This is a genomic window from Aeromonas sp. R6-2, assembly GCF_040908155.1.
Taxonomy (GTDB): Bacteria; Pseudomonadota; Gammaproteobacteria; order Enterobacterales; family Aeromonadaceae; genus Aeromonas; species Aeromonas schubertii.
Genome location: NZ_JBFODE010000063.1, coordinates 126,882 through 145,401, shown reverse-complemented (window position 1 = coordinate 145,401; position 18,520 = coordinate 126,882). Strand labels below are relative to the sequence as shown.

Here is an 18,520-nt window from a genome sequence, read left to right as displayed (position 1 = left end):
CTCCGGTAATGACGGGTGAAGCGCAGTGGCCAAGCCACTGCACCCGGTATCACACGTCAGAAAGAATTACTCGTAGGCCAGAGTAAAGTTGGTGGTCGCGGTGAAGGCGCCAGCCTGCAGCGGGTTGGTGGTTTGATCCTCATAGCCCTTCAGCACGGCGCTGAAGTCCAGTTGGTTGTCACCGTTTACCAGCTTGTAGGCAGCAGTCGGAGTACCCAGAACGATCGGAGCGCCGCCCGGAGCGGTCATCTTGATGCCGGCACCGGCAGCCTGGCCGCCGCCGATCACCAGCAGGCTGCTGTCGACCGGATCCTGGGCACCGCTGAAGGTCACCTTGACGGCATCATCGGCCTCGGTGATCTCGCAGTTTTCCAGCTTGATGCTAAACGGCTTGGAGTTGGACTCGCCACCCTTGACCAGCTCCTTGGTGCTGATTTGGCCCATTTCAACGACCTGGTCAACAGACTCGGGAGCCACGGAGCAGGGGGCATTGATGATTTCGCCATTGAAGGTGACCTTGCCGGAACCCTGGCCTGCAGCAGAGGCAGCGCCAGCCATCAGCAGGACACCCATCGCAACTACAATCTTATTCGCTTTCATTCGTTGATACCTTTTTATTCATGACTTACGTGTCGAAGCCGAAAAAAAGGGGTGGCCTGGAGTCACCACCCAAATTTTGAACGGCTGTATTGGGGCCAAGCCCCGCGAAACGACCTGTCATCGGCATCAACACAGGGGGAGTGAAAACCGCTCCCCAAGCCCGCCGAAGACATCCCATAGCGTCGTCTCGGGGGCAAAGTTATCCATCACCTTGATGCGTATCAAATACATTTTAATTAATAGAGATTCTTTTAAATTCGCTTTAAAATCAAGATGATATAAACATCATGAACATTGTTGTTGCGGCCTGGAGCCTGACTGTCATCGCACGCAATTTGTACACATCGCGAACGAAAAGCAGGATTAAAACACTCCGGCAACAAACCAGAAACAACTAGAGTTATTGCTCAATGCACACCCAAATGCCTCCCTCCCCCGCAAGTAGCTCCCTCATCCACCAGAGCTGAAGCAGAGCGCACTCACTCCGGGACAGTCACACATTTATTGCTCAATTGATTTCTCAAATGGGGATGATATGCTCTAGACATGATGTAAAGGGCAAACCGATTGAAAAGTCGGGACGCAAAGCCACCGGTCTAAGGGTAGCAATACCTAAGACAGCGGAGCCGCCATTAGGAAGACGAGTGTGCTTCTGATCTCTTTGTCTTTCAGATTGCGTTGCCCTTTTCGAACAACGACTTGTATCGAAAAGGACAGACTATGAATATCCAAACCGCACTGAAACGCACCGTTTCACTCTCCCTGCTCACCATGGCAGCCTTTGCAGCCCACGCCGATAACGGCACTGTGACCTTCAACGGTTACATCAACGAGGCGCCCTGCTCCATCACCAGTGACAGCATTACCTGCTACTCAGGAGCCAAGCGGCAAGATCTGGATATGACCATGCTGCAACACTCTGGTTCACTGGCAACCATCAGTAGCCAGATCGACTATCGCGTCTCCCCCACGAACAGCAATGTGGCCATAGTGACGGTGAGCTACCTCTGATCGTGACGAGGCAGAAGCCCCTCTCTATCCAAAGGGAGGGCTGGTGTGATCCATGTCAGGTTTTTTATTTCCGCCTGTTGCTTCCCACCCGAATGGGGAGAGGGGCGATAACCCCAAGGAGATGGGGTGATACCAGTTTCGTAAGGGGTCTGACCCCTTTCCTCTCTTCTTTTTCCCCATTGCGATCCAATTGAAGCCAAAATAGAGTGCAACTCCTTCCCACCTCATTCAAGGAGTTACACTGTGCGAACCCTGATCGGCAGCCTCTGCCTGCTCGCAGCGCCCCTCGCCGGAGCCTATAGTCCCTCCGACTGGCACCAATATGGCGCCAGCGCCCCCGAGACCCGCCAATTCGAATCGACGCAGAGCACCCAGCTCTTCCGCCTGACGGCCACTACGTCGTCGGCCCGCTGGCAGCAGATGCACATCTACCGCACCTATCGCTGGCAAATCGACGGCCTCAAACAACAAGCCGAGCGCCAATGTGGTGACAAGCAAACCCGGATAGAGCAAGGGTGGCGGATCCGCACCCAGCTGTGCGAATTGAGCCTCAAGGCCGGCACCCTGATTCAGGCCGAGAGCCAGGACTTCGGCTACGGCCTCTCATCGTCGGGATGGAGTGCGCTCCCCGACACACCGACCGGGTGGCGCGGCGATCGCCTCGCCCTGCCGCAAGCCCTCGCGCTGGGTCAGGAAGAGGTGGAGCTGGATCGCTGCCAGCTGGATGCCAAGGGGCGCTGCCCGAGTGACGAATGGCACTACGATCCCAGGCAATGGGAGCAGCTTCAGGTGATGGAAGAGAGCCCCAGTGAGCGGGATGGTCGCCTCGATCACATCTTCTATCGGCTCTCACCCAAGAGTGAGAGCACCGCCGCCAAGATGGTGCGCGAGCTGCATGTGTGGCGCCAGCATCAATGGCAACCGGATCCGGCCCAGGCCATTGAGGAGTGTGGCGAGCCCAGGACCCGTGAAGAGGCGGGAAACACCCTCACCGTCCGCACCTGCCGCCAGCTGCTGCCCATCGGCAGCCAGATCAATGTCACCCTGCATGACACCGGCTATATGATGCCAGCCGACAAAAACGAGTGGCAGCCACTGCCAGAAAGTGACAGCTGGCAAGAGGCCAAGACCCTGAGCCAGCCTCTGGTGCTGGCCACCACAGAGGAGCAGCTCGACTGCCGCAAGGCCAATGGCCTTCCCTGCGCCGAACCCACAGAGCCGGACCTGGACCTCCTCGACGCCGAGGCCGCACGACTGGTCGCCGACGTGAGCGGCGCCGACAAGCCTGCATGGCAGGCAAACTATGGCCACGACGATGCCAAGCTGATGGCCGCCATTCGGGGAATGCAAGCCCTGCTGGACGCCAACCGGCCGACTCACCCCGCCATGGACAAGTTGCTCTACTATGTGCGTGCCCACAACTACTTCGGTGGCGTTGCCAGAGAGAGCAACGAGACCGCTCGCGCACTGGCCCGGGTGATGGTCGCCCTGCTCAACCACCCGGCTCTGCTGGGGAATGAGCCGCAGGATGAGGCTGGCACCGTGCTGGAGGCCTGGAGCGTCGCCGCACAGGGGCAACTCGGGCAAATGGCCTTCCGTCAGGCTGCCACCCCTATGCCGGCCCAACTGATCCGCGCCCTCGACTACGCGGTACAGCATGCGGCCGTCATCAATGGCCACAAGCCGTGGGCCGATGGGCTGTTTGAGCTGCTCAATCTGATCGACTATGCCAGCTCCCACTCGCGCGATGCCGACTTCGGCCCCGCCCTCATCGGGCAAGAGCCCGCTCTGCGCCGTGCCATGCTGGCGCTGGGGGAGAGCGAGCTGGCCCTGTGGAAGCGCCGGGATGGACAGGCTGATTTGTTTGTATTCAATAACATACTCGATACCTACACCCGCCTCTACCGCATGATGCAGGACCAGGACGCCAGCGGCAGTGAGGCCTATCGCGACAGTCTGGATCGGGATGTGATCGCCCTGCTGAACCGACACGGCCTGGTGCCCGGCGGCGCCCAGAGTGCCCGCCTGCTGGAAGAGGTCTCGCTCACCCTCTCGACCTACTACCTGCGTCACACCAATCGCAGCGCCGCGGCGTGCAGCGAAGGCCCCTTGGCCGGCTACTGCACTCCCATCCGGGTCGAGGAGATATTGCCGTTCAGCCACACCTGCTCGCCGACCCTCTCACTGCGTGCCCAGGATCTGGATCAGGCACAGGCCGAGCAGATCTGCCGCGAGCTGGGTGATGAGGAACAGCGTTTCCATCGGGTGATGGAGACAGGTTGGCAACCGGTTGCCGACGATAACAACCGCTCCCTCGAGCTGGTAATCTTCGACTCTTCCGATGATTGGAACCGTTACGGCGGTGCCCTGTTTGATGGGGTGTCGACGGACAATGGCGGCATCTATATCGAGGGGGAGCCGGCCCGTCAGGACAACCAGGCCCGCTTCTTCGCCTATGAGGCGCAGTGGAAGCGCCCCGCCTTCCAGGTGTGGAACCTGCGCCATGAGTATGTTCACTATCTGGATGGCCGTTTCAATCTCTATGGAAACTTCGGCCACTACCCGCTCAACCGCACCACCTGGTGGGCCGAGGGGTTGGCAGAGTACATTGCCCATGGGCAATGCTTCGCCCGCGGCCTCAACGCCGTCACCCAGAGCCCGGCCGGACAACGCCCGTCGCTGCAATCCATACTGCACCTCGACTACGAGAGCGGCAGCGAGATGGTCTACTCCTGGTCCTATACGGTGCACCGCTTCCTCAATGAGACCGGACGCCGCGACAGCTGGCTGGCGATGGCCCGGGCCCTGCGCCAGGCCGATCGGAGCAAGGCGATGGCCGACTACGAGCGGGTGATGGAGCAGCTGATTACCAACGACAGCCAGGCCTACCGCGACTGGGTCGATGGGCAGCTCATTCCCTGGTGGGCGGCAAACCGCAATAGCCCTGAGTGCCAGTCAAACGACTCGGCTCACTAAGCGAGAGGCGGCCACGGGCCGCCTCTTCTTTTCCCGTCGCTGACGCTGACGGACAGTTGTAATAGAATGCCCACCTGTTGTTTCGTAACCGATCGGTCGCACATGAAGAAGTTTGCCCTGATCCTGCTCGCCACCCTCAGCCTGCTGCTGGCCCTCTGCCTGCTGCTGCTGACCTATGGGGAGTGGCGAGTCTCCAAGGCCGGGCGCCTCACCTATGACAGGGTGGATGATCTCCCCTACAACCGGGTCGCCGTGGTACTCGGCACCTCCAAGTATCTGGTGGGGGGAGGACGCAATCCTTACTTCAGCAACCGCATCCAGGCTGCTGCCCAGCTCTATAACAACGGCAAGGTAGACTACCTGATCGTCTCCGGCGACAACGCCACCGTGCAGTACAACGAGCCGCGCCTGATGCGCCGGGCCCTGATCAGGGCAGGTATTCCCGCCTCGGCCATCTATATGGATTTCGCCGGTTTTCGCACCCTCGACTCCGTGGTCCGCGCCAAAGAGGTCTTTGGCCAGAGCAGCTACACCATAGTCTCCCAAAAGTTTCATAACGAGCGCGCCATCTTTATCGCCCGTCGCTTCGGTATCGAGGCCATCGGCTTCAATGCCCCGGATGTGGCCCCCAACGAGGGGATCAAGACCCGGGTGCGGGAGATTTTCGCCCGCTTCATGAGCCTGCTCGATCTCTATGTGCTGGACAAAGAGCCCAAGTTCCTCGGTGAACCCATCGAGATCGGCGCCCCCATCCCCTGCCTGCCCCTTAGCACAATCGGAACCCCTCAGCCCTGTATCCAGCACAAATCTTGACCATTTGGGGGGCCTGACGCCAGGCCGCCCTAAAGAGTGATCCAGGGCACAGTGTCGTTCGAATCGGAGCCTTCATACTGGTCCGACCCCATGACGGGGCCCAATGAACGCAAGGAGGTGTCCATGATCCGTCAATTGATGTTGTTGCTCCTGTTGCTACCCGGCCTGGCGCTGGCCGACAGTCACACCCGCTACCCCATAGTGCTGGTCCACGGCCTGTTTGGCTTCGACAAGCTGATGGGGGTCGATTATTTCTATGGTATTCCCCAGGCCATGACCCGGGATGGCGCCACCGTTTATGTGGCGCAGGTCTCGGCCACCAATAGCTCCGAGGCACGTGGAGAGCAGTTGCTGAGCCAGGTGCAACAGGTGCTGGCCATCACGGGTGCCGAGAAGGTGAACCTGATCGGTCACTCCCACGGCGGACCGACCGTACGCTATGTGGCCTCGGTCGCTCCCGAGCTGGTCGCCTCTGCCACCAGCGTGGGGGGGGTGAACCAGGGTTCAGCCATCGCCGATCTGGTGCGGGTCAATGCTCCTCCCGGTTCCGCCGCAGAGACACTGGCATCGAGCGCGGCCCAGGCCCTCTCGGGCGTGATCTCGCTGCTCTCCGGCGGTAGCAAACTGCCCCAGGATCCCATCAAGGCACTCGATGCCCTGACCAGCGCCGGTGCTGCCGAGTTTAATAGCCACTATCCGGAAGGTCTGCCCACGACCCGGTGTGGCGAAGGGCCTATGCAGGCCAACAATGGGGTCTACTACTTCTCCTGGAGTGGTCGGGGCAACCTCACCAACATCCTCGACCCGGTCGACCCGGCCCTGGTCCTCACCGGTCTCTTCTTCGATGAGCCCAACGATGGCCTGGTCGGGGTCTGTAGCAGCCATCTGGGCAAGGTGATTGGCACCGACTACAAGATGAACCATCTGGATGAGGTGAACCACTCCTTCGGCATTCGTCACCTGTTCGAAGTGGATCCTGTCTCCCTCTATGTGCAGCATGCCCGCCGCCTCAAGGGACTCGGCCTGTGAGAAAGGTGTGGCTGGGGACTCTGCTGCTCCCTCTGCTCATCCTGGGTTGGCGTCACGTCAGCGTGACGCCTTCTCTTCAGGAGGCGCCCGCGGCCCGGCCCGCCCCCCCTGCGGTGCTGGATCAACGCTATGGCGCTTTCCGGGAGGCCGAGGCGCGCCTGACCATCCCGGAGGGGACCGATCTGGCCAGCCTGGAGCAATTGTTCGAACAGCGGGAGCAGCTGAGACGCCAACGCTTCTCTCCTGCCGAACAGGAGCAGTTGTTCGCCGACGAGCGACGCCAGGAACAATGGACCCTGAGGCGCAAGGCACTGCAGCAGGCCTCCCTCGAAGAGCAGGCAGTGTTGCAAGAATCGCTTGAGATCTGGCTGAGCGAGCAACCTGAGTGGTTTCAGCGCTCGGTAGAGAATGGGCGCGTGCTGGAACGGCTGCGCCAGCATCAGGAGGACAGGCAGTGGCAGTTGGAACAGCTTGGCCCCGAGGCGGCAGATCGCCTCGCCGAGCTCAAGCAGAACCAGCAGGCCTTCGACAAGCAGTTACAAGGCTATCTGAAGGAGCGAGCCGCCCTGAGCGATGATCAGCAGATCGCCCAGCAGCAGAGCCTGCTCGAGCACTGGTTCCCCGAAAGTCAGTGGCGACGGGTCAAGGCCCTGACCCGCATCACTCAGGAATGAGAGCGGGGCCTGCGGCCCCGCCTTTCAGTCATGTTTTGGGCGCCCTCCAGGTGAGACTCACGACCCGGTATCCCTGTGCCACCTTGCACTCCATGTCGAGATCCTGCCATCCCCCCGGCGTCACGATACGCACCGCGCCCTTCACCTCTGCTGCACTGGCATCTAAGGGACCAAACATGACCCTGGTCGTGCCGGTCAGCGACTTGAGACGCTCACCACAGAGCCACTCACTGCCCTTGGCACCCGATCCATTATGGTCTCGGGCGCCATCGAGACCCAGCTCGGCCTGGCTCGGCTGGAACACCCGTTGCAACTGGGCCGCCCGCCGCTTCAGCCACTGCTCGCGCTGCTCCATGCTCACCTTGCTGATGTAGGCCTGCGGCTTGCCGGTCTCGTCGAGCCAGGCGGTCAACTTGCCCTTCTCGAAACCGAAGCGGGACTCGGGCTCGCGCACCCCGAACAACTCACCCCCCTTGAAGTAGTAGCGGCTCTCTCCCTGATCCTGCCCCTTCTCATCGCGCCGCGGCACGGCGATGATCACCGGCATGTCACCATCCAGCCAGCCGGTCACCGTCACCCCGTCCAGGGTGAACTGGCGAGTATCCAGGGCTGTCGCCGCCCCCTTCTCCATCAGGTCGAACTGTTGATCCAGGGTCATCAGAGGTAACGCCATCACGGGTAATGTGGTCATCAAGGGTAACAGGGCAGACAGCTTCACTCACTCGCCTCCAGAAGCCAGCGTCCCAGCCCCTCCCTCTGCTCATGGGTGAGCGGGAGTGCCTTGCGGGACTGATAATCGAAGTGGATCAGGGTGGTCTCGGCGGTCACCGCCAGTTCACCCCCTTGCCAGGCCTCCTGCCAGACGGTGAAGGAGCTCCCCCCGATCCGCTTGATCGCGCTCTTCAGGGTCACCACCTCGCCGTAGAAGAGCTCCCGCTTGAACTGAACCGAGTAGCCCGCCAAGATGAGGCGCCAGTCGCGTACATCCAGATCCGGGGTGAAAACACGGAACAGGGGATCCCGCGCCGACTCAAACCAGACCGCCGGCACCGTATTGTTGATATGGCCGAGGGCATCGGTCTCCTGAAAGCGGGGGTGGATCTGCATCTCCAGCATGATTGCATCCTTGTCATCAAACCGCGCTCAGGCTACAGCGCGGCCGGGGCCGACTCAAGTCACCGGAAAAGAAAAAGGCCCGAACCAGTCGGGCCAAGGAGCGTGCCGGGCCAAAGGCCCATTCACAAGTGCTTAGAAGCGGTAGCCGACGCCAACCATAAAGGCCATGGGATCGACCTTGGTCTTGATGGTGCCGATGGCGGTATGAACGTCGGTATCGATATCAATGATCCAGGCGGAACCGTTAACGAACCAGCGATCGGTGATAGCCATATCGATACCCACCTGACCGGCAATGCCCCAGGAATCGTCCACGCTCACATCGGTCCCTTGCAGCGGGCCACGACCCTCTTCACTGAAGAAAGTGGTGTAATTGACGCCGACGCCCACATAGGGGCGCACCTTGCTCTGGGCGTTACCAAAGTAATACTGGGCCATCAGGGTCGGCGGCAGGTGTTTGATCTTGGCCACCTCGGTATCGCCCAACTTGACCGAGTGGGAGAAGGGGGTGGCAGCCAGCAGCTCGACGCCCCAGTTGTCGGTGATCATATAGCCCAGGGTGAGACCCAGCTGCATGTTGTCGTTGATTTCGAGCTCGACGGGGGTACTGCTCTCCTGAGGAGAGACAAAGGCCAGCCCACCACGGACCAGGATATCACCGGCCTGATGGGCCATGGCGAAGGGGGAGGCAAGGGCGCCGGCGATCAGCAGAGGAAGCATCTTTTTCATCGTTATAATCCCTTTTATTGTGTTCGTTTGGTGCTGTAAGCGGCGACCACTTTAAGGGATCGTAAACGCCCGGTTATTGACATGGCTCAATTGTTACCAACATTTTAGCCATATGCACCATACACCTTTGAGTCTCTTTTTCTCTGCGAAAGGTGTTGGCTACGGCCATCATAAGATGGCTCGCCTATCTCTCTTTAAGAGGCGCCTCGATCAGGCTGAGAGCCCCCTGACGCAGCAGATCATCGGGGTTCAGGGAGGGCAGTACACCACCATGGCGGGAGACCAGACCGGTCCAGGTATTGCGACCTCGCGCCTTGGCGTTGTAGAGGGCCATATCGGCCAACTTGAGGCACAGGCGCCAGCCAGGATCGTGGCGCTCCTCCCCCAGAGGAAAGAGAGAGAAACCGATAGAGGCCGTCATCGGGAAGGGAGCCTGCTCCTCACCAAAGGGGGTCTGTGCCACCAGCCGCCGCAGACGCTCGGCCAGGGCACTGGCCTGGGATGCGTCTGAGCACTCTGACACCACTAAAAACTCCTCACCCCCAACCCGGATCAGTAATTCGTCGTGACGCAGGTGGCGACGCAAGCGCTCCGCAAACTGCACCAGCACACGATCGCCTGTGTCATGACCATGGGTGTCATTGACCTGTTTGAAGTGATCGAGATCGATGGCCAGCACCGCCAGCTGCAGCTCGGAGGGCTCCAGCACCTCGAGCCAGGCATCCAGATAGCGACGGTTAAAGCAGCCGGTCAGCGGATCACGATTGGCGGCCTCCTCCATACGCTGGCTGTGAGCCTGTGCGGCCTTGTGCTGAAGACTGAGACGGGCTGCCATCTCGCGAAAGCGACGGGTCAGGATCCGCATCTCACGACTCGATTCTATGAGCGGCAGGGTGGCCGAATTACCATCCCGCTCGTAGCGCTGTACCCCCTGGATCAACAGCCCCAGAGGCTGCAACACCATGACCTGCAAGCGGAAAAAGGCGAACAGGCCACACACCAGGCAGATGAGCAGAGTCCCCGCCAGGGTGAACAGCAGCACCCGCCCTCCCCCCAACATCAGCTCACGCTGGGACTCCAGTCGCAGCAACAGGCCAGGGTGACCTGTGCTGTCGAGCATGACTATCTCCCCCCACTGGGTATCAAGGCCGCTGTACCCCATGCGGTAGAGATAGCCTCGCTGCAACGCCTGGAAACGGGTGAGATCCACCTCTCCATGCAGACCCCGCATCGTGATGGGCATGGCCACCCGATGGGACAGCTCGCTCAGGTAACTCTCGTCGATCCAGCGCGCCGCCAGTAGATAACCCCTGACCCCATGCTGCCGCTGCGAGTCGGTGATCGGATGGAAGGCGAACAGCAGCGGGCCCCATTGGGAGTCCTGCATCCCCTGGATGCCGTGTTCCTGAACACGCTCCAGTAACGCCTTCTTCAAGTACTCCATGAAGAGGGGGTAACTGATGAAATGACTCTGTTGGATATCGGGCAGGCGGGAGCGGCTCCACACCTCGTTACCCCGCAGATCCATGAAGCTGAGCAGGTGAAGGTCAAAATCATCCATCGGGGTAGAGGAGACCAGGTTGGCATCGATAAAGGCGCGGCTTCCTTTGCCGGCGATGAAGTCATAGGCATCGTCCCACTCCCCCCAGTCGCGGGCAAAAGCGCGCATCCGCTTGAGATCGGCCTGGACCAGACTGATGGCGCGCACCAGATGTTCGCGCATCTGTCGCTGCTCCACATGACGGATCTGGGGCACCAGCAACATCACCAGCATGGCGACCAGCAGCCCCATGGCGACCAGCCAGACCAATGCCATGGAGAAGGCGACCTGATAGTTGATGGTGCGATCCGAACGATGCATGACAACAGTTCCTGATGACTCGTCTCAATTATGGTGAAGGATAGAGGACAAGGGGCGGATTGTGTCATGAGCACGGGAAAAAGTGAGGGGGCTTACGCCCCCTCTTTGATGCAGATCGCCTATCGGCTCAGGATGGGCGCCAGAAAGCGCGCCGTATGGGACTCTTTGTTCTCGCAGATCGCCTCCGGCGTGCCGGTGACCAGGATGCGGCCGCCCCCCGAGCCCCCTTCGGGCCCCAGATCGACGATCCAGTCGGCGGTTTTGATGACGTCCAGGTTGTGCTCGATGATGACCATGGTGTTGCCGCGATCCCGCAGCTGGTGCAGCACCTTGAGCAACTGCTGGATGTCGTGGAAATGCAGCCCTGTGGTCGGCTCGTCCAGGATGTAGAGGGTCTGACCGGTGTCACGCTTGGAGAGCTCGCGCGCCAGCTTGACCCGCTGCGCCTCGCCCCCCGACAGGGTGGTGGCCGACTGGCCGAGGCGGATGTATGAGAGGCCCACATCCATCAGGGTCTGCAGCTTGCGCGCCACCGCCGGCACCGGATCGAAGAAGGCGCGGGCGTCCTCCACCGTCATCTCGAGGATCTCGTGGATGTTCTTGCCCTTGTACTTCACCTCCAGGGTCTCGCGGTTGTAACGCTTGCCCTTGCAGACGTCGCACGGCACGTAGACGTCCGGCAGGAAGTGCATCTCCACCTTGATGACCCCATCCCCCTGGCACGCCTCGCAGCGGCCCCCCTTGACGTTGAAGGAGAAGCGGCCCGGCTGGTAGCCGCGCGAGCGCGCCTCCTGGGTGCCGGAGAGCAGCTCGCGGATCGGGGTGAACAGGCCGGTGTAAGTCGCCGGGTTGGAGCGCGGGGTGCGGCCGATGGGGCTCTGGTCGATGTCCACCACCTTGTCCAGATGCTCCAGCCCCTCAACGCTGCGATAGGGGGCCGGGGTCGACTCGGTCGCCTTGTTGAGCTCCCGATGGGCGATGCGAAACAGGGTGTCGTTGATCAGGGTCGACTTGCCGGAGCCGGAGACGCCGGTAACGCAGGTCATCACCCCGATCGGCAGATCCAGGTTGACGCTGCGCAGGTTGTTGCCGCTCGCCCCCTTGAGTTTCAACCACTTGCCGGTAAGCGGCGTGCGCTCGGTGGGGATGGCGATCTGCTTGCGACCGGAGAGATAGTCGCCTGTCAGCGAATCCGGGTTGTCGATAATCTGCTGGGGAGTGCCCTGCGCAACAATTTCGCCACCGTGCACCCCGGCCCCCGGTCCGATATCGAGCACGTGGTCAGCAAGGCGAATGGCGTCCTCGTCGTGCTCCACCACGATCACCGTGTTGCCGAGATCGCGCAAGTGAGTAAGCGTCCCCAGCAACCGCTCGTTGTCGCGCTGGTGCAGGCCGATGGAAGGCTCATCCAGCACATACATAACCCCCACCAGACCGGCCCCGATCTGGCTGGCCAGCCGGATCCGCTGGGCCTCGCCGCCGGAGAGGGTCTCGGCGCTGCGCGACAGGCTCAAATAGTTGAGGCCGACGTTCACCAGGAAGCCGAGCCGCTCGACGATCTCTTTGAGGATCTTCTCGGCAATCTGGGCGCGCTGGCCGGTCAGGGTCAGGCCGGCGAAGAAGGTGAGGGCATCGCCGATAGAGTCCTCGGCGATGGCCGGCAGGTTACGGTTCTCGATGAAGACGTGGCGCGCCTCTTCCCGCAGCCGGCTACCGCCGCAGCTGGCGCAGGGCTTGTTGGCGATGTATTTGGAGAGCTCTTCGCGTACCGAGTTGGACTCGGTCTCCCGGTAGCGCCGCTCCATGTTGTGCAGGATCCCCTCGAACGGGTGCTTGCGCACCACCACATCGCCACGGTCGTTCATGTAACGAAACTCCACGTCGCCGCGCCCGGAGCCGCGCAGGATCACCTCCTGCACCTTGGGCGGCAGATCTTCCCAGGGCGCCTCCAGATCGAAGTCGTAGTGCTCGGCCAGGGATTTGAGCATCTGAAAGTAGTAGAAGCTGCGCTTGTCCCAACCGCGGATGGCGCCGCCGGCCAGGCTCTGGCCCGGATCGTGGATCACCTTGTCCGGATCGAAGTACTGCTGCACCCCGAGCCCGTCACAGGTGGGGCAGGCGCCGGCCGGGTTGTTGAAGGAGAAGATGCGCGGCTCCAGCTCCGAGACCGAGTGGCCACACTCGGGGCAGGCGAAGTTGGCCGAGAAGGTCAGGGCCTCCCCTGCCTCCCCGTCCATGGGCGCCACCAGTACGATGCCGCCGGAGAGGGTCAGGGCCGTCTCGAACGACTCGGCGAGGCGCTGGGCCAGGTCACCCCGCACCTTGAAGCGGTCCACCACCACCTCTATGGTGTGCTTCTTCTGCAGCTCCAGGGTCGGGGGATCCGAGAGATCGCACACCTCCCCGTCGATGCGGGCACGAATGTAACCCTGGGCCGCCAGGTTCTCCAGCAGCTTGACGTGTTCCCCCTTGCGGTTGCGCACCGCGGGGGCCAGCAACATCAGCTTGGTGCCTTCCGGCTGGGACAGCACCTGGTCCACCATCTGGCTGATGGTCTGGGCGGTGAGCGGGATGCCGTGGGTCGGGCAGCGCGGCTCGCCGACCCGGGCGAACAGCAGACGCAGGTAGTCGTAAATCTCGGTGATGGTGCCGACCGTGGAGCGCGGGTTGTGGGAGGTGGACTTCTGCTCGATGGAGATGGCCGGGGAGAGCCCCTCGATGTGGTCCACGTCCGGCTTCTCCATCAGGGAGAGGAACTGGCGGGCGTAGGCGGAGAGGGATTCCACGTAGCGGCGCTGCCCCTCCGCATAGAGGGTATCGAACGCCAGGGAGGATTTGCCCGAGCCGGAGAGGCCGGTGACCACGATCAGCTTGTCGCGGGGCAGGGTCAGGTTGATGTTTTTGAGGTTGTGGGTGCGGGCACCCCGGACCAGGATCGTTTCCATCTTGCGCGCTCGTTTCGACACATCAGGCGGTTGAGTATCGCACAGAGCATACTGGATGAATAGACAGTTGTTTCGGGTGGAGGAGAGGTCTATCCCTCCACCTGGAGGAGATGCCGGCTACTGCCCCGCGCTACGAACCGAGGCAGGCGCTCGCCCGTTAAGCTCGTCGTCGGGCCAATACTTGTACCCCTGGGCGGTGGCCTGGAGCGCGATACCATGCTTGGTCATCTGGTAGACCCTCACCCCTTTTAGATCGGCGCTGGCCGCCTCGGAGATGATCGCGGCCCCCTTGTCATCGGAGCGGGCGGCCACATCGGCCTGCCCCCCTGCCTCCCAGCCACTTTCGAGGAAGCGTTGCAGGGCGACGCGATCCTGAAACAGGATCAGAGCCCTGAAGTCCTTGATCCCGAACCCAAGCCCCACCCCGGCCATGGCCATCCGCATATAGGTGTCCTTGCCGGTTCGGTTATCCCGTACTACCCCAAACCCACTACCGGCACTCACCAGAAGCAGGTTATTGTTAAAGCTCGAGAAAAGAGCATAACCCTGTGCGGCCGACACCTCACGGCGCAGTTCGGGCTTCTCCCGGTAGAACTCGCTCAGGGCCTCCTGGCGCATCTGCTGCACATAGCTGCGCTTCTGGGCCGGCGTCTCCCCCTTGGCGGCACAACCTGCCAGCAAGAGGATCATCAGCAGCATCCCAATCCGTCTCATCACCCCTCCCCAACGGAAATTCACCCATTGTCAATAGCAGGATCTGTCAATTGTTGGTCAACACTCACTGACCAAAAATGGCGCGGATTGTCCGCTACTGCAAGCGGGCATGCACCGAGTAGTTGGTAATCACTACCTGTTCCAGATTTGGGCGAACTATGCCCCGGTTGACCCCCTTCGCGATAGCCTGATAACGGTTCATCGTGCCCATCTTGCGAGTGACCTGGTTGAGATGAAAGTTCACTGTGCGCTCGGCAATGCCCAGGATGCAAGCGATCTCCGCCGAGGTCTTGCCCTCGCTGGCCCAGAACAGACACTGGGTCTCCCGCTCAGTCAGGGCCTCCTGCGTCTCCTGCTCCAGACAGACCACCCTGATGGCTGCCTCGAAGATGTAGCTGGACATCCAGGCCAGCAGCGGTGCGCTCTCCAGCAGCAGGTCCGTCGACGCCGACTCCTTGCTGATAAAGGAGAGGATGCCGTTCTCTCCGTTGGCGCCATGCAAAGGGAAAGAGATGCCATTGCGCAGGCCGAAGTCGGCCGCCAGTCGCATCACGTCCAGGCTGCCCTGCTGCAGAAAACTGGCCCGCTCGTCGAGACGGTTCCAGAAGATGGGCAGGTTTTGGGTGCGAGCCAACTCGATGATGGGGTCACGGGCCAGCATATGGTTCTCGGTATAGGCCCTGATCCAGCTCTCGGGACACTGATTGAAGAGCACCACCTTGGGGCGCTGCATCGACATGGGCAGGATGACGGCAAACCGGAAATAGTCGAATCCGATCTCCCTGGCCAATCGTCCTATCAGGGCAGACAACGCATCGGCACTGGTCACCTGTGTGAACTGTTCCAGGAATGCCAGTTGAACGTCTTGGCGCATGCGCCCTCCTCTCTCCTCCAAGCTATCCCTCGCATTTTGCCATCATACAGGAGCAAAAACATGTTCATTTACAAAGGTAAAACATCGCAACACCCCAATCGGTCCCTGATCCGGCAACTCTACCAGTTCCGCAAGAGTGTCTTCTCCGACCGCCTCGGCTGGGATGTCGAGCATCATCAGGGTCTGGAACAGGATCGCTACGATGGTCCCGATACCCACTGGGTGCTGGTTGAAGACGAACAGGGGCTCTGTGGCTGCATCCGTATGCTGCCGACCGAGGGGCCCTATATGTTGCCGGAGATCTTCCCCACCGCCCTGGCCGGTGAGCAGCCCCCACGCCAGTCCAATGTCTGGGAATTGACGCGGCTGGCCATCGATGCAGAACGCGCTCCGCGCCTCAACAACGGGGTCAGCGAACTCACTCTGGTGATCTTTCGCGGCGTTTACGAGTTTGCTCGCCAGCAGGGGATCGACGAGATGCTGGCCGTGGTCAGCCTGCCGGTAGAGCGGATCTTCCGCCGCATGGGGTTACCGGTCGAGCGGATGGGTGATGGCAAGCCGGTCGATCTGGGCGCCGTCAACGGGGTCGGCATTCGCTTTATCATGGATGAGCGTTTCGCCCGCGCCGTCGGCATCCCCCTGCAGGGTAACTATGAGCACCGAATGCATCTCCCGCTTATCGAGTCACCTCAGCCTCGCCAATCCCATCTCTCCATGGCGTCGTGAAATTCACACACCATGAGGTCACCTCCCATAGTTCCTTTCAGCCTGGTTTCCTCAACACGATGAGCCGGGCTGCCCCTTGAAAACCAAAAGAATAAAAAACCACGTATCACACGAAAAGCAATATAACCAACCAAACAATCAGCGATTAACAACCATGATAACGACACCATCCCGCAGATGGTAATATCGAGCCCCATCCCGGGCCACCAAAGATCCTTACGAGGCCAACCTCAGGTTATTCTCCTCTGGCCGGCCCGGCGTACCCTCTATCCGGCCTGACTCCAGGGAGTTGCCCCATGGCTAGCAAGAAACTGAAACTGGGCGCCTTTATCCTGATGATCCTCACCTCGGTATTCGGTGTCACCAATATCGGGATAGGCTTCTATCGGATGGGCTACGCCGCCATCCCCATGTTTGTTATCGGCGGTCTCTTCTTCTTTATTCCCTTCATCCTGATGATGATCGAGTTCGGCACCGGCTTTCGCCGGGAGCAGGGGGGGATCTTCACCTGGATGCGTCACTCTGTCTCCACCCGCTTTGCCTTTATCGGGCTCACCATGTGGTTTGCCTCTTACATCATCTGGATGTTTGGCAAGGCCCTCTCCATGTGGGTGCCCCTCTCCTTCATGCTGTTTGGACGCGATGTGACCGTCATTCCCCTCACCCTGGGCACCCTGGATGTGGGCCCCTTCCTGCTCGGGGTCGTGGCCATCGCGCTGGTGCTGATAGTCAGCCGACTCATCACCCTGGGTAGTGCCCGTTTTGCCAAGGTTGCCGCCATCGGCGGTCTCTCGGTGGTGGCGCTCAACATCTTGCTTCTGGTGGGCGGCGTGCTGGTCTTTGCCCTGAGCGGCATGACCCTGCAAGAGCCCCTGCAGCAGGCAGCCCTCACCACCTCACCCAACGCGGCGTTCAACGAACTCATCCCCTTTCTCGGCTTCATGGTCTTCGCCATCTTCGCCTATGGTGGAGTCGAAGCGATGGCCGGGGTGGCCGACGAGCTGGAGGATCCGGAGCGAGACCTCAAGCGCGGCATCTTCCTCTCCGGCGCCTTCATCGTGCTCTGCTACGTCATCGGTTTCCTGGCGGTGGGGGCTATCATGCGCTGGAGCGACTTCCCGAGCGAGGGGATCACGTCCCTGTCGGCACTCTTCATCATCATGCTGGAGCTGGGCCGCCACCTGGGCGGTGAGTGGCTGGGGCAGGTGCTGATGCGCTTCGCCGGATTGGGGATGTTTCTGAGTTATCTGGGCGCCTTCATCGCCCTCTCCTACGCGCCCCTGCGCCAATTTATCACCGGCACTCCGAGCTACTTCTGGCCGGAGCGCTTCCAGCGCGAGAACGAGAACAGGGTGCGCACCGAGGCACTCAAAGTACAGGCCCTGGTGGTATGCGCCTTTATCGCGGTCAAGTCGATCTTTACCCTGATCAACCCGGAAGGGGCGGCCGCCCTCTATGAACTCATCATCACTATGACCAATGTGGGGATGACCATCCCCTACATGTTCCTCATCTACGCCTGGTATCGCTATCGCCAGAATCCGGCGCTGGAGAAGGATCTCATCTTCTTCCGCAGCCCGGCCTCGGTGCTGGGGGCCACCCTGGTCAGCCTGCTGCTGGTCGCCTTCGGCAACCTCTTCACCCTGGTCTCACCCTTCCTGGCGGGAGACATCTCCACCGGAGTCTGGACCATGGTGGGCCCCCTGCTGTTTGCCCTGATCGCCATGCGCTTCAAGATCCACCGGGGTGACGAACACTGATCCCCCACGGGGCCATCCTGCCTGTTTGCTGAATGGCCCCTTCAATCACGATTCAGCCGACAACGCCATACTGCTTCTCATTCCATACAGCAGGAGGCTCTCCATGTCATTGCTCAACCGCCAACACGTCCTCGCCCTCGTCCTGTTCGGTGCCAGCACCAGCCTGAGCGCCACCGAGATCAGCAACCGCAATATCAGTGAAGAGGAGGTCAAGGCAGCCCAACAGGCCTGGGGCAAGGCCCTGATCCGCATCAGCGATGACTACACCAGCGGTGGCATCGAGAAAGCCCGGCAGAGTGCCGGTCAGGTCATCGACGACGCCTATGCCTACCAGTCTGGCCCTGTGCTGTTCAAACCCACCCTGGCCAGCGGCGATCAGACCTTCCGCCTCACCCGTGCCGGCGCCCTCGCCTACTTCGTCGGCAACGACCCCGCCTTCCCCATCGACAAGGGGTTCGCCCTCAAGGGGTGGAAGGATTATCGGGTGGATAACGCCGCCATCCAGATCGATGGTAACAGCGCCTATACCATGGGCAAGGTTCATCTGACCGACGCCAAAGGGCAGGTGACGACGGTTGACAAGAGTTGGGGCTTTCGCAAGGGGGAGGATGGCAAGGTCCGCATCACCCTGCATCACTCCTCACTTCCCTACGCTCCCTAGCAAGCAAGCGGCAGCAAGGATGCCAGCGCAG

At 61.0% G+C, this 18,520-nt stretch carries 15 protein-coding genes, 1 pseudogene and 1 riboswitch; of the genes and pseudogenes, 8 read left to right on the top strand and 8 right to left on the bottom strand.

Features of this window, described 5'->3' with window-relative positions:
- Positions 1-66 precede the first annotated feature (66 nt).
- On the bottom strand, positions 67-600 hold the full coding sequence (locus AB5Y48_RS17210; RefSeq protein WP_050667842.1) for a fimbrial protein: 534 nt from the start codon (positions 598-600) through the stop codon (positions 67-69).
- Positions 601-1,147: 547 nt separating this feature from the next.
- A riboswitch (cyclic di-GMP riboswitch) is annotated at positions 1,148-1,234 on the top strand.
- 86 nt (positions 1,235-1,320) lie between these two features.
- Here AB5Y48_RS17210 and AB5Y48_RS17205 point away from each other — a divergent pair.
- From AB5Y48_RS17205 to AB5Y48_RS17185, 5 genes and pseudogenes are all read left to right on the top strand, one after another.
- Positions 1,321-1,611: a fimbrial protein gene (locus AB5Y48_RS17205; RefSeq protein WP_224160728.1), complete on the top strand. Its 291-nt coding sequence runs from the start codon at positions 1,321-1,323 to the stop codon at positions 1,609-1,611.
- Positions 1,612-1,854: 243 nt separating this feature from the next.
- The gene (locus AB5Y48_RS17200) at positions 1,855-4,587 is read left to right on the top strand and encodes a collagenase (protein WP_368165255.1); all 2,733 of its coding nucleotides are present in this window, start codon (positions 1,855-1,857) and stop codon (positions 4,585-4,587) included.
- Positions 4,588-4,689: 102 nt separating this feature from the next.
- Positions 4,690-5,388 (top strand): annotated as a pseudogene (locus AB5Y48_RS17195) (vancomycin high temperature exclusion protein); the annotation flags it as partial.
- A 135-nt stretch (positions 5,389-5,523) separates the two neighbouring features.
- Entirely contained in the window at positions 5,524-6,429 is a 906-nt protein-coding gene (locus tag AB5Y48_RS17190; RefSeq protein WP_136612750.1) for a triacylglycerol lipase, read from the top strand.
- A complete protein-coding gene (locus AB5Y48_RS17185; protein ID WP_368165254.1) occupies positions 6,426-7,103 on the top strand; it encodes a lipase secretion chaperone in 678 nt (225 codons plus the stop codon). Before AB5Y48_RS17190 ends, AB5Y48_RS17185 begins: the two co-directional genes overlap by 4 nt.
- 28 nt (positions 7,104-7,131) lie before the next feature.
- Here the strand turns inward: AB5Y48_RS17185 and AB5Y48_RS17180 are convergent, their stop codons facing one another.
- The 7 genes from AB5Y48_RS17180 to AB5Y48_RS17150 form a co-directional block, all read right to left on the bottom strand.
- The gene (locus AB5Y48_RS17180; RefSeq protein WP_317986312.1) at positions 7,132-7,821 is read right to left on the bottom strand and encodes a hypothetical protein; all 690 of its coding nucleotides are present in this window, start codon (positions 7,819-7,821) and stop codon (positions 7,132-7,134) included.
- Positions 7,818-8,219, bottom strand: a complete 402-nt coding sequence (locus AB5Y48_RS17175) for a thioesterase family protein (protein ID WP_050667837.1) — start codon at positions 8,217-8,219, stop codon at positions 7,818-7,820. The genes AB5Y48_RS17180 and AB5Y48_RS17175 overlap by 4 nt, the downstream gene beginning before the upstream one ends.
- 132 nt (positions 8,220-8,351) lie before the next feature.
- On the bottom strand, positions 8,352-8,948 hold the full coding sequence (locus tag AB5Y48_RS17170; protein WP_050667836.1) for an OmpW family outer membrane protein: 597 nt from the start codon (positions 8,946-8,948) through the stop codon (positions 8,352-8,354).
- 184 nt (positions 8,949-9,132) lie between these two features.
- A complete protein-coding gene (locus tag AB5Y48_RS17165) occupies positions 9,133-10,809 on the bottom strand; it encodes a diguanylate cyclase (protein WP_368165251.1) in 1,677 nt (558 codons plus the stop codon).
- Between the two features lie 119 nt (positions 10,810-10,928).
- On the bottom strand, positions 10,929-13,754 hold the full coding sequence (gene uvrA, locus AB5Y48_RS17160) for an excinuclease ABC subunit UvrA (protein WP_368165250.1): 2,826 nt from the start codon (positions 13,752-13,754) through the stop codon (positions 10,929-10,931).
- Positions 13,755-13,871: 117 nt separating this feature from the next.
- On the bottom strand, positions 13,872-14,468 hold the full coding sequence (locus AB5Y48_RS17155) for a hypothetical protein (protein WP_050667833.1): 597 nt from the start codon (positions 14,466-14,468) through the stop codon (positions 13,872-13,874).
- 94 nt (positions 14,469-14,562) lie between these two features.
- Complete coding sequence (locus tag AB5Y48_RS17150; protein WP_050667832.1) at positions 14,563-15,342, bottom strand: LuxR family transcriptional regulator; 780 nt, start codon at positions 15,340-15,342, stop codon at positions 14,563-14,565.
- A gap of 60 nt (positions 15,343-15,402) precedes the next feature.
- On the opposite strand from AB5Y48_RS17150, the gene AB5Y48_RS17145 reads away from it, so the two are divergent.
- From AB5Y48_RS17145 to AB5Y48_RS17135, 3 genes are all read left to right on the top strand, one after another.
- Positions 15,403-16,068 (top strand): acyl-homoserine-lactone synthase, encoded by a 666-nt coding sequence (locus tag AB5Y48_RS17145; RefSeq protein ID WP_060583760.1) that lies wholly within the window; start codon positions 15,403-15,405, stop codon positions 16,066-16,068.
- 296 nt (positions 16,069-16,364) lie between these two features.
- The gene (yjeM, locus tag AB5Y48_RS17140) at positions 16,365-17,828 is read left to right on the top strand and encodes a glutamate/gamma-aminobutyrate family transporter YjeM (RefSeq protein ID WP_368165247.1); all 1,464 of its coding nucleotides are present in this window, start codon (positions 16,365-16,367) and stop codon (positions 17,826-17,828) included.
- Positions 17,829-17,931: 103 nt separating this feature from the next.
- Positions 17,932-18,489, top strand: coding sequence for a hypothetical protein (locus AB5Y48_RS17135; protein ID WP_060583755.1), 558 nt, complete (start codon positions 17,932-17,934; stop codon positions 18,487-18,489).
- The last annotated feature ends 31 nt before the right edge of the window (positions 18,490-18,520 follow it).